Raw genomic sequence first — 13,288 nt, forward strand, 5'->3', positions numbered from 1 at the left:
CGCCACGCCGGTCCAGGTGCCGCCCGCCGCGCAGCACGGGACGGTGCCGCCGGTGGTGCAGCACGGGCCGGTACCGCCGGTCGCAGCGGCACCGCCGGTGTCGGCGGCGACCGGTACCGCGTCGGACGCGGTGCAGGAGAGCAGCGCGCCGACGGTACGGATCGCCACCGCCGAGGGCACCGCGCCGACCAGGCCCGAGGCGGCTGCTCAGCCGCCGGCCTGAGTCGGCGTCACTCCCACTCGATGGTGCCCGGCGGCTTGCTGGTCACGTCCAGGACCACCCGGTTCACCTCGGCGACCTCGTTGGTGATCCGGGTGGAGATCCGGGCGATCACGTCGTAGGGCAGGCGCGACCAGTCGGCGGTCATCGCGTCCTCGCTGGAGACCGGGCGCAGCACCACGGGGTGACCGTAGCTGCGCCCGTCGCCCTGCACGCCGACGCTGCGCACGTCGGCCAGCAGCACCACCGGGAACTGCCAGACGTCGCGGTCCAGGCCGGCGGCGCTCAACTCCTGCCGGGCGATGAAGTCGGCCCGGCGCAACACGTCCAGGCGCTCCTGGTCGACCGCGCCGATGATCCGGATGGCCAGGCCCGGGCCGGGGAACGGGTGCCGCCAGACCATTGCCTCGGGCAGGCCGAGTTGCAGACCGAGCGTACGGACCTCGTCCTTGAACAGCGTGCGCAGCGGCTCGACCAGGGCGAACTTGAGGTCCTCGGGCAGCCCGCCGACGTTGTGGTGGCTCTTGATGTTGGCGGTACCGGTGCCGCCACCGGACTCGACCACGTCCGGGTAGAGGGTGCCCTGCACCAGGAACTCCACGTCACCGTGCGAGGCGATCTCCCGGGCGGCGGCCTCGAAGACCCGGATGAACTCCCGGCCGATGATCTTCCGCTTCTGCTCCGGGTCGGTCACCCCGGCCAGCGCACCGAGGAACCGGTCGGCCGCGTCGACCACCTTGAGCTTGATGCCGGTGGCCGCGACGTAGTCCTTCTCCACCTGCTCGGCCTCGCCGGCCCGCAGCAGACCGTGGTCGACGAAGACGCAGGTGAGCTGGTCGCCGACGGCCTTGTGCACAAGCGCGGCGGCGACCGCGGAGTCCACCCCGCCGCTGAGGCCGCAGATGACCTCCTTGTCGCCGACCTGCGCGCGAATCCGGGCCACCTGCTCGTCGATGATGTTCTCGGGCGTCCAGGTGGGCTCGATCCCGGCGATCTCGTACAGGAAGCGGGTCAGCATCTCCTGCCCGTGCGCGGTGTGCCCCACCTCGGGGTGGAACTGCACACCGGCCCGCCGACCGGCCAGGTCCTCGAAGGCGGCGACCGGTGCACCGGCGGACTCGGCGGTCACCGTGAAGCCCTCCGGCGCCTCGGTGACACAGTCGCCGTGGCTCATCCAGACCGGCAGGTCGGCCGGCAGGTCACGGAGCAGTACGCCCGGTTCGAGCAGACGGGGGCGCAGCGGCGTGCCGCCGTACTCCCGGTTGCCGGTGCGCGCCACGGTGCCGCCCAGGGCCTGCGCCATCGCCTGGAAGCCGTAGCAGATGCCGAAGACCGGCACCCCCGCCGTGAACAGCCCGCCGTCGACCTGCGGGGCCTCGGGCGCGTAGACGCTTGCCGGACCGCCGGACAGGATGATCGCGGCCGGGTTCTTGGCCAGCATCTCGGCCACGGGCATGGAGTGCGGGACGATCTCGGAGTAGACCTTGGCCTCACGCACCCGGCGCGCGATCAGCTGGGCGTACTGGGCACCGAAGTCGACCACGAGGACAGGACGCGGCAGGCTCATGTGCAGCAAGCCTACCCACAGTCACCCCCTCCCCCACCCCCACCCCACCCTCCCCGGACTCCTCCCCACCCCACACCCCCTCCCCCGCCGATCTTGCACTTTCGGTCGCGGATACGCGGCTTATGCACCCTTTACCCCGACACAAAGTGCAAGATCGCCGGGGGCTAGGGGAGGGCGGGGTGGGTTGGGGGGATGGGAGGGAGGGGGCGGTAGGGGGAGGTTTGTGGGGGGCGGGGGTCGGGGGTGTTCTTGTTGGGCCAGAGGGACATGGCGCGTTCGGCCTGGGCGGTGATGGTGAGGGAGGGGTTGACGCCCAGGTTGGCCGAGATGGCGGCGCCGTCGACGACGTACAGGCCGGGGTGGCCGTAGACGCGGTGGTACGGGTCGATGACCCCGGTCTCGGGGGTGGCGCCGATCACCGCGCCGCCGAGGATATGGGCGGTCATCGGGATGTCGAACGGTTCGGTAAGCGCGCCGCCGGGCGTACCGTCGATCTCTTCGGCGAGTAGTCGGGCCGCCCGGTTGCCGGCGGGGATCCAGGTCGGGTTTCCGGTGCCGTGGCCGGGGGCGGCGACCAGTCGACGACCCAGCGGCCCGCGCCGCAGCCGGGTGGTGAGCGAGTTGTCCGCCGACTGCATCACCAGGGCGATCACCGTACGCTCGGACCAGTTGCGCACCAGCAGCAGCCGGGCGGCCTGCCAGGGATGCCGGACGAGTTGACCGAGCCAGCGGCGTACCCGGTGCGGCCCGCCGTCGACAAGCAGGGATTGCAGCAGACCCATCGCGTTCGAGCCGCGCCCGTAGCGGACCGGCTCGATGTGGGTCTGCGGATCGGGGTGGAACGAACTGGTGATCGCCACCCCCTCGGAGTAGTCTACTCCGGCGGCCCGGGCCCGCCGACGCGGCACCGAGGCGCCGAGGATAGCCTCCGAGTTGGTCCGGGTCAGCCGACCCAGCGTCGACGAGATGTTGGGCAGGGCACCACGCTCACGCATCTCGTGCAGCAGCCGTTGGGTGCCCAGCGCCCCGGCGGCGAAGACCACCTGGTCGGCGTGGATCACCTGCGGGCGCTTGCGCAGCCAGGCGCCGGTGCGTTCGGTGTGTACGGCGTACCCGTCGCCGCAAGGCCGCACGGCGGTGACCGTGGTCAGCGGATGCACCTGGGCACCGAGCCGCTCGGCCAGCCACAGGTAGTTCTTGACCAGGGTGTTCTTCGCGCCGTACCGGCATCCGGTCATGCAGGCGCCACAGTTGGTGCAGCCGGTACGCTCCGGCCCGGCACCGCCGAAGTACGGGTCGGCCACCCGCTCACCCGGTCGCCCGATGTACACCCCGACCGGGGTGGCGTGGAAGGTGTGCCCCACCCCCATCCGGTCGGCCACCCGCCGCATCGCCCGGTCCGCGGGGGTGTGCAGCGGGTACGTGGTCACCCCGAGCATCCGCTTCGCCTGGGCGAAGTGCGGGGCGAGTTCAGCCCGCCAGTCGGTGATGTCCCGCCACTGGGGGTCGGTGTAGAAGGCGTCAAGCGGCTCGTACAGCGTGTTGGCGTAGACCAGCGAGCCGCCGCCGACCCCCGAACCGGACAGCACCAGCACCCCGCCGCCGGCCCGCCGGTCGGCCGCCCGCAGCAGGGTGATCCGTTGCAGGCCGAAGCAGCCCAGCTTCGGCGCCCAGAGGAACCGCCGCAGTCGCCACGAGGTCTTCGGGAACTCGTCGTCGGCGAACCGTCGGCCCGCCTCCAGGACGCCGACCGAGTAACCCTTCTCGGCCAGCCGCAGGGCGGCCACGCTACCGCCGAAGCCCGACCCGATGACGACCACGTCGTACCGCATGCTTCGAATCATTACTCCCGAGTAGCTCTCGCGCCAGAAGCAGTGTGCGCGCAATCATGCTGCGCAGCCCGCTCGGGAGAAGCCCACGCGGGTGATCGAAGCGACATAGCGGTCGACGCAACCCTGAGCCCACCTCACGGCGTTGTGTCGGCAGGTGCGCGAAGAAGGCGGGGGAATGATGCTCGGAGAACCTCGGAGACGGCTGACGCTGGTGCTCGCCGCCCTGGTCGCGGTGGCGGTGGTGGCCGTCGGCGCGGTGGTGATCACCCGGCTGGTCGGCACCGACCGGAGCACACCGACCGCCGGACCGACCGGCCCGAGCGCGTCGGCCGACGCGCCACCGAGTCCGAGCCCGAGCACCCCGCCGCCGGGCGCCGACATCACCGGCCCGCTCAACCTGCTGCTGGTCGGCATCGACACCCGGGTCAGCGTGCCGGGTTGGGAGCCGCACGCCGACGCGGTGCTCATCCTGCACGTACCCGCGGGGTTGTCCCGGGCGTACCTATTCTCGCTCCCCCGCGACCTGGTGGTGGACATCCCGGCGTTCGAGCCGGCCGGCTACCGGGGCGGTCGGACCAAGCTCACCAACGCGATGAGCTACGGCAGCCGGGTGCCGGACCGCCCGAAGCAGCCGGACCCGGCCCAGGGGTACGAGTTGCTGAGCCAGGTGGTGAGCGACTACACCGGGCTGCGCATCGACGCCGGCGCGGTGCTCACCTTCGGCGGCTTCGACGAGTTGGTGGACAGCCTCGGCGGCGTCGACATCCACGTCGACCAGCGGGTGGTCTCGCGGCATCGCCAGCCCGACGGCAAACACCGCTCACCCGGGCCGGGCGTCGGCGGGTACGTCGGACCGCAGATGGTCTACGAGCCCGGCGATCGGCACCTCAACGGCTGGCAGGCGCTGGACTACGCCCGACAGCGCTACCTGCCCGGTGGCGACTACACCCGGCAACGCCACCAGCAGCAGCTGATCCGGTCGCTGGTCGGCAAGATCCTCGACACCGACCTGGCCCGCCAGCCCGAGCGGGTCGAGCAGGTGGTGGCGGCCCTCGGCGACATGCTTGTCTACGTCGGCGGGCGACGGATCGTGGAGTTCGCGTACGCCCTCGGCGGGCTCTCCCCCGACGCGCTGACGCTCGTCACCCTGCCCGGCGCGGCGGTCGGTCGGGGCAACGCCTACCGGGGTGAGGAACTGACCCAGACCGGCCGCCGCTTCATCACCGAGTTGCGGGCCGGCAAGGTCGACGAGTTCCTCGCCGAGCACCCGAAACTGGTGGTGCCCCGATAGGGCGACTGTCAAGATCGCGGATCTCGTCTTCGCCGACCGCGGCCTGCACCTCGGCGTGCTGAACGCCCTACTGGACCGGCTTCTGCGCCCGCCGGGCGACCAGCGGCCGGGCGGCGGGTCAGGGCAACGCGGGTGCGGTGGTGCCGGTCAACCAGGCGTCGAAGAACGAGCCCAGCTGACGCCCGGAGATCCGCTCGGCCAGGGCGACGAAGTCAGCCGTGGTCGCGGTGCCGTCCCGCCGCTCGGTGGTCCAGGTGCGCAGGATCCGGAAGAAGTCGTCGTCGCCGACGGTACGCCGCAACGCGTGCACGACAAGTGCCCCGCGCTTGTAGACGGCGGTGCTGAACATCGCGCCGGGACCGGGATCCAGGGTGGGCCGGGACCAGTCCGTCACCGCGTACTGCTGCTCGAAGTTGCGTTGGGCGCTCGGGCCGCCGTCATGTTCCTCCCAGAGCCACTCGGCGTAGCTGGCGAAGCCCTCGTTGAGCCAGATGTCGCTCCACCGGGCCAGCGCCACGCTGTTGCCGAACCACTGGTGGGCCACCTCGTGGACGACCACGCCGTAGTTCGGCTCGCCGGAGCGGAAGAACCCGGGGCCGTAGACCGGTCGGGCCTGTGTCTCCAACGCGTACCCGATCCTCGGGTCGGCCACCACCACCCCGCCGTACGCCTCGAACGGGTACGTCCCGAAGAGACCGGCCAGGTAGTCGGCGATCTCACCGGTGCGCGACAGCGACCGCGCCTGCGGCCCGGTGGCCGGCATGTCGGCCGGCACCGCCGTGATCATCGGCTTGCCGCTGTGCGTGCCGACGTCCACCCGGTAGTCACCGATCACCAGCGTGGTCAGGTAACTCGCCATCGGTGACCGCTCGGCCCAACGCCAGGTGGTCCACCCGTCGGCCGTGGTCCGCTCCCCTGGTACGCCGTTGCTCAGCGCGGCGAGCCCTTCGGGGACCGTCACCTCGATGTCGTAGGTCGCCTTGTCGGAGGGGTGGTCGTTGACCGGGAACCAGGTCGCCGCCGAGTGCGGTTGGCCCAGGGCGATCGCTCCGTCGTCGGTGTGCTGGAAGCCACCGCTGCCCAGCACACCGTCGGTGACCGCCGTCGGCACCCCGGCGTAGCTCACCTCGACGGTGAACCGGCTGAGGTTCGCCAGCCTCCGGCTCGGCGTGACGACCAGTTCGCCGTCGGCCTGCCGGTGCTCGGCGGAGGCACCGTCCACGGTGACCGAGTCGACCGTGAGACCGCTCAGGTCGAGGTTGAACCGGGAGAGGTTCTGCGTGGCGGTCGCGGTCACCACGGCCCGCCCGACGAGCCGGTCGTCGGCCGGGTCGTACCGCACTGCGAGCCGGTAATTGTCGACGTCGTAGCCACCGTTGCCACTGCCCGGCACATACGGATCGGCAACGTCCACACTGCCCGGCCGGAACCCGTCCTCACGCTCTCCCGTGCAGCTCACCAGTGCCACGGCAGCCACCACCGCCACCGCAACCCCACGCCACCGCAACCCCACCACCCTGCTCACCCCGCCGAGCCTACCGCCGCCCACCCCGTCGATCTTGCACTTGCGGTCGCGGCGAACCACCCGAAACCACCACGAACCTGCGACCACAACTCCATGATCGACGCAGGAACGGGGGTGGGGGTGGGGGTGGGGGTTAGCGGTCCAGGACTAGGCCTACTTTTTGGAATTCCTTGAGGTCGCGGTAGCCGCACTTGGCCATGGCGCGGCGGAGGCCGCCGAAGAGGTTGAGTTGGCCGTCCGGCTCGTCGGCGGGGCCGAAGAGGAGGCGTTCCATGGAGCCGAGCGGTTCGCCGGCCACCTCGAAGGCGCCTCGGGGCAGTGACGGGTGGCTGGCGGCCGAGTGCCACCAGGCGCCACCGGCCGGGGCCTCCGCGCAGAGCGACAGCGGCTCGCCGAGCATGACCGCGTCCGCGCCGCAGCCGAGCGCCTTGGCGATGTCCCCGGAGGTACGGATGTCGCCGTCGGCGATCAGGTGCACGTATCGGCCGCCGGTCTCGTCCAGGTAGTCCCGCCGGGCTGCGGCGGCGTCGGCGATCGCGGTGGCCATCGGCACCCGGATGCCGAGCACCGACTCGGTGGTGGACCACTCGTCGCCACCGATGCCGATGATCACACCGGCCGCGCCGGTACGCATCAGGTGCAGCGCGGTCTTGTAGTCGGTGCAGCCGCCGACGATGACCGGCAGGTCGAGGTCGGCGATGAACTCCTTGAGGTTGAGCGGCTCGTCGGTGGTCGAGACGTGCTCGGCCGAGACGATGGTGCCCTGGATGACCAGGAGGTCGACGCCCGCGTCGAGGATCACCGGGGCCAGCGCCAGGGTGTGCTGCGGGGAGACCCGCACCGCCACCGTGCCGCCGCCCTCGCGCAGCTCACGGACCCGCTCGGTGATCAGATCCGGGCGGATCGGCTCGGCGTACACCTCCTGGAGCCGCTTGGTGGCGCGGGCGTCCTCACCCAGGCCGGCCAACTCCTCCAGCACCTTGGTCGGGTTCTCGTAGCGGGTCCAGAGCCCCTCGACGTTGAGCACGCCGAGGCCGCCGAGCTGGCCCAGGCGTACCGCCGAGGCCGGGCTCATCGTCGCGTCGGAGGGGTGCCCCACGCAGGGGATGCCGAACTGGTACGCGTCCAGCTGCCAGCCGGTGGAGACGTCGTCCACGTCCCGGGTACGACGGCTCGGCACGATGGCGATGTCGTCCAGGTGGTAGCCGCGCTGCGCGGTCTTGCCCAGCCCGATCTCGACCACGTCACGCATGGGGGGCTCCAGTTTTCAACGAAAGGGGTCAGCGGGTGTGGTAGTTCGGTGCCTCGACGGTCATCTGGATGTCGTGCGGGTGGCTCTCCTTGAGCCCGGCAGCGGTGATCCGGATCAGCTGGCCACGCTGGTGCAGCTCGGCGATGCTCTCCGCGCCCGCGTACCCCATCGCCAGCCGCAGGCCGCCGACCAGCTGGTGGGCCATCCGCGACAGCGGCCCACGGTAGGGCACCTGACCCTCGACACCCTCCGGGACCAGCTTCTCGTCGCTCGTCACGTCCTGCTGGAAGTAGCGGTCCTTGGAGTACGACTTCGCCTGCCCACGCGACTGCATCGCACCGAGCGAACCCATCCCCCGGTACGCCTTGAACTGCTTGCCGTTGACGAAGATCAGCTCGCCGGGGCTCTCCTCGCAGCCGGCCAGCAGGCTGCCGAGCATCACCGTGTCGGCCCCGGCGACCAGCGCCTTGGCGATGTCGCCCGAATACTGGATGCCACCGTCGCCGATCACCGGCACGCCGGCCGGTCGGGCCGCTCGGGCGGCCTCCATGATCGCGGTGATCTGCGGCACGCCGACACCGGCCACGATCCGGGTGGTGCAGATGGCACCCGGGCCGACGCCGACCTTCACCCCGTCGGCACCGGCGTCGACGAGCGCCTTCGCCCCGGCGTAGGTGGCCACGTTGCCGCCGACGATGTCGATGGCGACGTCCTTCTTCAGCCGGGCGACCATCTCCAGCACGGCCCGCTGGTGGCCGTGCGCGGTGTCCACGATCAGCACGTCGACACCCGCGTCGACGAGCGCCCGGGCCCGCTTGTAGGCGTCCTCGCCGACCCCGATCGCCGCGGCCACCCGCAGGCGACCGGCGTCGTCCTTGGTGGCGTTCGGGTACTGCTCGCTCTTGGTGAAGTCCTTCACGGTGATCAGCCCGCGCAGCTTGCCGGAACCGTCGACGATCGGCAGCTTCTCGACCTTGTGCTGGCGCAGCAGGCCCAGCGCCTCGTCCTTGCTCACCCCGACCGGGGCGGTGACCAGCGGCGGTTGGGTCATGATGTCGCGGACCGGCGTCGCCGGGTCGGAGACGAACCGCATGTCCCGGTTGGTGACGATGCCGACCAACTGCCCCTCGGCGTCCACCACCGGCACGCCGGAGATCCGGTAGCGCCCACAGAGCTGGTCGACCTCACGCAGGGTGTCGTCCGGGCTGGCGGTGACCGGGTTGGTGATCATGCCGGACTCGGAACGCTTCACCAGGTCGACCTGGAGCGCCTGGTCCTCCACGGAGAGGTTGCGGTGCAGCACGCCGATGCCACCCTGGCGGGCCATGGCGATCGCCATCCGCGCCTCGGTCACCGTGTCCATCGCGCTGGACAGCAGCGGGATGGAGAGGGTGACGTTGCGGGTGAGCCGGGTGACGGTGTTCACCCGGCTGGGCACCACGTCCGACTCGCCGGGTTGCAGCAGCACGTCGTCGAAGGTCAGCCCCAGCGGCACCACCCGGGCCGAGCCCGCCGGCAGCTCGGGCAGGTGGCCGCCCAGCTCGCCAGCATCGGCGCCGGCGGAAAGGTCGGTCTGGGGCGAATTCTCCACGATTGCTCTCCTGAGCTGCTCGAACGGGCTTCAGTGAGGGTGGTCTGGGCACCGGCAAACGGCCGGGCAGGAAGGCGTCAGCCCCATCGTACCCAGTGGCTCCGGTGGCACCCGCGAGCGGCGGTAGGTGCAGCGACGGGATGTCCCGAGCTGGATTGCTCGACGGGGGACGGGCATCGGCGGGTGCTTAGGTCTACGGTGAGGGGGTGCAAGACGAGCCCATCGACCCGTTCACCGGTGACCCCGCCGACCCGGCAGCCGGCCTGGACGACCCTGACCGCGACTCCTCGCTCGACCCACTGACCGACGTCGAACGTCAGGACGTGCTGGAGGATCTCGCCGACCTGGAGATCTACCAGGCGCTGCTCGCGCCGATCGGCGTACGCGGGCTCGTCATCGAGTGTGAGGACTGCCGCGAGCCGCACTACTTCGACTGGGACCTGCTCCGGGGCAACCTGCGGCACCTGCTCAGCTCCGGGCGACCCCGGGTGCACGAGCCGGCCTTCGATCCGGACCCGGACCACTACGTCACCTGGGACTACGCGCGCGGCTACGCCGACGGCGTGCACGACACCCTCAGCGAGGGCACCGAGGACAGCGAGGACGAGGCCGCCTCTCGGGACTGACCCGTACGCCCGGGTGACGGCATCAGCGGAGCACAGCCGTCACCCACAGAGGACTCGCCCCGACGGGGTCGGCGGCCTACGGCCGTCAGGCGACCAGGCCGGCACGGAATCCGGCGGCCACCGCGTGAGCCCGGTCCCGGGCGCCCAGCTTGCGGAACAGCCGCCGGGCGTGGGTCTTCACGGTGTCCTCGGAGACGAACAACTCACGGCCGATCTCGGCGTTGCTCCTGCCCTCGGCCATGCCGAGCAGCACCTGCAACTCGCGTTCGGTGAGCCCGATCGTGGACCGGTCGGCGCGGGGCTGCCTGGCGGCGCTCTTCTCCTCCTCGGCGTCCGGCTCGGCCGGATCCTCGCCGCGCTGCACCGGCACCATCGCAGGGCTGCCCGCCGCGTCCGTTGCCGTCCAGGTCGGGGAGCTGTCGCCGGTGGGCCGACCGTTGGGCGCCGGCCGCTGGCCGCCCACCGCCGCGGTGTCCCGCGCCGGGTCGGCGATCCGGTGCCGGTTTGCCCGACCCGGTGCGGCCAGCAGCAGCAGCGCCTTGGCGACCGCGCTGGTCAGGTCATGGTCGATGCCCTGGATCAGCCCACGCGCCCCGGCATGGATCGTCGCCGCCGCCGCCTCGGACTCCTCCATGCCGAGCAGCAGCACCGCGGCCTGCGGCGCGCGTGCCAGTACCCGCCGGACGAACCCGGCACTGTCGGGGCGGGTGAGGGCGGTGTCGGCGAGCACCACGTCGGCGGGACGCTCGGCCAGTCGCAGCATCACCTCGGGGTCGGAGACGGCCGTCCGGACAGCACCGGACAATCCCAGCCGCGCCGCTGCGGAAGTCAAATGCTGTGCAGCGAGCGGCGTCCGAACGCACACAAGAACGGTACGCACAACGATCTCCTCTCCGCAGACGAGCAGACCATGACCGGGCAGCCTCGGGAGGAACTTCCGGGCAATCCTCCCAAGTTTTCCGACAGATAGGTCATTTGCCCCAAGTCGCCACAGCTTTTGGATCACAAGACGTGTGAGCCGAGAACGGCCGGGGTACCGGGGGCTCAAGGCCGGGAACGGTGCCCTGCGCGGCCCGCCGCCCGGACAGCCGGCCAACAAGCATCTCGCGGTGCCGCGCGAGAGGAGGGGTGCTGATGTCGAACGTACGCAGACTGCCCGGACCCATCGTCGACCTGTGGGACTGGCAGCGCCTCGGTGCCTGCCGGGGCCGCGACAGCGCACAGTTCTTCCACCCGGACGGCGAGCGGGGCTCGTCGCGGCTGCGCCGCGAATCGGGTGCGAAGGCCGTCTGCCGCGCCTGCCCGGTGCGGGCCGAGTGCGCCGCGCACGCCCTGACCGTGCGGGAGCCGTACGGAGTCTGGGGCGGCTTCAGCGAATCCGAGCGGCTGCGGCTGCTCGCGGTCGGCTGGGAGGATCTCGCCGACCGCCGGCAGACCCGGGTGGACGTCGCCCGCCTGGAGGCCCGGCTGGGCAGCAGCCACCGGTCGACCGTCCCCACCCAACGCAACGTCGCCTGATCCACCCATGAACCACCGCTGCCGCGCCCTGCACAGGGCGCGGCAGTGTGCTTCCGGCGCCATGGCGGGAACCGGTGCCGGCTGATCCTCGTGTGCTGCGCCCTGTCAGCTGACAGCCGCCGAGCGGTACGGCGGGTGCTCCGGGGGAGCGGCGCACCCGCCGTACCGTGTCACGGACGGCTCAGAAGCCCGGGCCGTGCTGGTGGCTGTGGCCGTGACCGTGGCCGTGCCCAGCGGCGGCGGCCTCCGGCTCCTTGGGCTTCTCCACCACGAGGCTCTCGGTGGTGAGCAGCAGGCCGGCGATGGACGCGGCATTGGTGACCGCGTTACGGGTCACCTTCACCGGGTCGATGATGCCGGACGCGGCCAGGTCCACGTAGTCGCCGATGGCAGCGTCGAGGCCGTGGCCCCACTTGCCCTCGGTGACCTTCTGCACCACGACGTACCCGTCGTGCCCGGCGTTCTGGGCGATCCAGCGCAGCGGCTCGACAAGCGCCTTGCGCACGATCGACACGCCGACCTTCTCGTCACCGGTGAAGCCGAGGTCGTCGTCGAGCACCGACAGGATCTGGGCCAGGGCGGCGCCACCGCCGGGCACCGTACCCTCCTCGACCGCGGCCTTGGTCGCGGCGATGGCGTCCTCGATGCGGTGCTTGCGCTCCTTCATCTCGACCTCGGTGGCCGCGCCGACCTTGACCACGGCGATGCCACCGGAGAGCTTGGCCAGCCGCTCGGCCAGCTTCTCCCGGTCCCAGTCGGAGTCCGAAGCCTCGATCTCCTTGCGGATCTGGGCGACCCGGTCGGCGACCTCGCCGGCCTGGCCACCACCGTCGACGATCGTGGTGTTCTCCTTGTCGACCACGATGCGCCGGGCGGTGCCGAGCACCTCCAGGCCGACCTGGTCGAGCTTGTAGCCCAGCTCGGGGGCGACCAGCTCGGCACCGGTCAGGATCGCCATGTCCTGGAGCATCGCCTTGCGGCGGTCACCGAAGCCGGGCGCCTTGACCGCGCAGACCTTGAGGGTCTTGCGGATCGAGTTGACCACCAGGGTGGACAGTGCCTGACCCTCGACGTCCTCGGCGATGATCAGCAGCGGCTTGTTGTCCTGGAGGACCTTCTCCAGCAGCGGCAGCAGCTCCTCGATCGCCGAGATCTTCTGCGTCATGATCAGAATGTACGCGTCCTCCAGGACCGACTCCTGCGCCTCCACGTCGGTGACGAAGTTCGGCGAGATGAAGCCCTTGTCGAACTGGAGACCCTCGGTGACGTCCAGTTCGGTCTGCAGCGCCGAGCCCTCCTCGACGGTGATCACACCGTCGCGGCCGACCCGCTCCATCGCCTCGGCGATCAGCTCACCGATGGTGGAGTCCTGCGCCGAGATCGTCGCCACGTGCGCGACGGACTTCTTGTCGGAGACCTCGACGGCCTTGCCGAGCAGCGCCTCGGAGACCTTGGCCGCGGCGGCGTCGATGCCGCGCTTGAGACCCGCCGGGTTGGCGCCCGCGGTCACGTTGCGCAGGCCCTCGCGGACCATCGCCTGGGCCAGCACGGTCGCGGTGGTGGTCCCGTCGCCGGCGACGTCGTTGGTCTTGGTCGCCACCTCCTTGACCAGCTGCGCGCCGAGGTTCTCGTACGGGTTGGTGAGCTCGATCTCCTTGGCGATGGTCACACCATCGTTGGTGATCGTCGGCGCACCGAATTTCTTGTCCAGGACGACGTTGCGCCCGCGCGGCCCGAGCGTGACCTTGACCGCGTTCGCGAGCGCGTTGACACCGTGCTCCAGCTGGTGCCGGGCGTCATCCGAGAAGCTCAGGATCTTCGCCATGTATGTCCCTTCGAAGCGACGTTGCCCCGGCCCGGCGAGCC

Annotated in this window: 10 protein-coding genes; 3 read left to right on the top strand and 7 right to left on the bottom strand. The window is 71.1% G+C overall.

The genetic code is table 11. The features are described 5' to 3' along the window. Nucleotides 1–230: 230 nt before the first annotated feature. Complete coding sequence (gene guaA, locus EG812_RS07720; RefSeq protein ID WP_043721915.1) at nt 231–1,787, bottom strand: glutamine-hydrolyzing GMP synthase; 1,557 nt, start codon at nt 1,785–1,787, stop codon at nt 231–233. A gap of 164 nt (nt 1,788–1,951) precedes the next feature. Continuing rightward, nucleotides 1,952–3,619, bottom strand: a complete 1,668-nt coding sequence (locus EG812_RS07725; RefSeq protein ID WP_126711211.1) for an FAD-dependent oxidoreductase — start codon at nt 3,617–3,619, stop codon at nt 1,952–1,954. A gap of 175 nt (nt 3,620–3,794) precedes the next feature. On the opposite strand from EG812_RS07725, the gene EG812_RS07730 reads away from it, so the two are divergent. Then, a complete protein-coding gene (locus tag EG812_RS07730) occupies nt 3,795–4,910 on the top strand; it encodes an LCP family protein (RefSeq protein WP_013735865.1) in 1,116 nt (371 codons plus the stop codon). Nucleotides 4,911–5,028: 118 nt separating this feature from the next. Here the strand turns inward: EG812_RS07730 and EG812_RS07735 are convergent, their stop codons facing one another. The 3 genes from EG812_RS07735 to guaB form a co-directional block, all read right to left on the bottom strand. Beyond that, nucleotides 5,029–6,426 carry a M1 family metallopeptidase gene (locus tag EG812_RS07735; RefSeq protein ID WP_199743844.1) on the bottom strand — a complete coding sequence of 466 codons (1,398 nt, stop codon included), beginning with the start codon at nt 6,424–6,426 and terminating at the stop codon, nt 5,029–5,031. Between the two features lie 142 nt (nt 6,427–6,568). Continuing rightward, entirely contained in the window at nt 6,569–7,687 is a 1,119-nt protein-coding gene (locus tag EG812_RS07740; protein WP_126711213.1) for a GuaB3 family IMP dehydrogenase-related protein, read from the bottom strand. Between the two features lie 28 nt (nt 7,688–7,715). Then, complete coding sequence (gene guaB, locus EG812_RS07745; RefSeq protein WP_126711214.1) at nt 7,716–9,278, bottom strand: IMP dehydrogenase; 1,563 nt, start codon at nt 9,276–9,278, stop codon at nt 7,716–7,718. Nucleotides 9,279–9,484: 206 nt separating this feature from the next. Between guaB and EG812_RS07750 the strand changes: the two genes are divergently transcribed. Next, complete coding sequence (locus EG812_RS07750) at nt 9,485–9,904, top strand: DUF5319 domain-containing protein (protein WP_013735869.1); 420 nt, start codon at nt 9,485–9,487, stop codon at nt 9,902–9,904. A gap of 85 nt (nt 9,905–9,989) precedes the next feature. Here the strand turns inward: EG812_RS07750 and EG812_RS07755 are convergent, their stop codons facing one another. Continuing rightward, nucleotides 9,990–10,784, bottom strand: coding sequence for a helix-turn-helix transcriptional regulator (locus tag EG812_RS07755; RefSeq protein WP_126711215.1), 795 nt, complete (start codon nt 10,782–10,784; stop codon nt 9,990–9,992). A 254-nt stretch (nt 10,785–11,038) separates the two neighbouring features. Between EG812_RS07755 and EG812_RS07760 the strand changes: the two genes are divergently transcribed. Further along, complete coding sequence (locus EG812_RS07760) at nt 11,039–11,422, top strand: WhiB family transcriptional regulator (protein ID WP_043725796.1); 384 nt, start codon at nt 11,039–11,041, stop codon at nt 11,420–11,422. Nucleotides 11,423–11,603: 181 nt separating this feature from the next. Here the strand turns inward: EG812_RS07760 and groL are convergent, their stop codons facing one another. After that, the gene (gene groL, locus EG812_RS07765; RefSeq protein ID WP_126711216.1) at nt 11,604–13,247 is read right to left on the bottom strand and encodes a chaperonin GroEL; all 1,644 of its coding nucleotides are present in this window, start codon (nt 13,245–13,247) and stop codon (nt 11,604–11,606) included. Between the last annotated feature and the right edge of the window lie 41 nt (nt 13,248–13,288).

Source organism: Verrucosispora sp. FIM060022, from assembly GCF_003977705.1.
Lineage (GTDB): Bacteria > Actinomycetota > Actinomycetes > Mycobacteriales > Micromonosporaceae > Micromonospora > Micromonospora gifhornensis.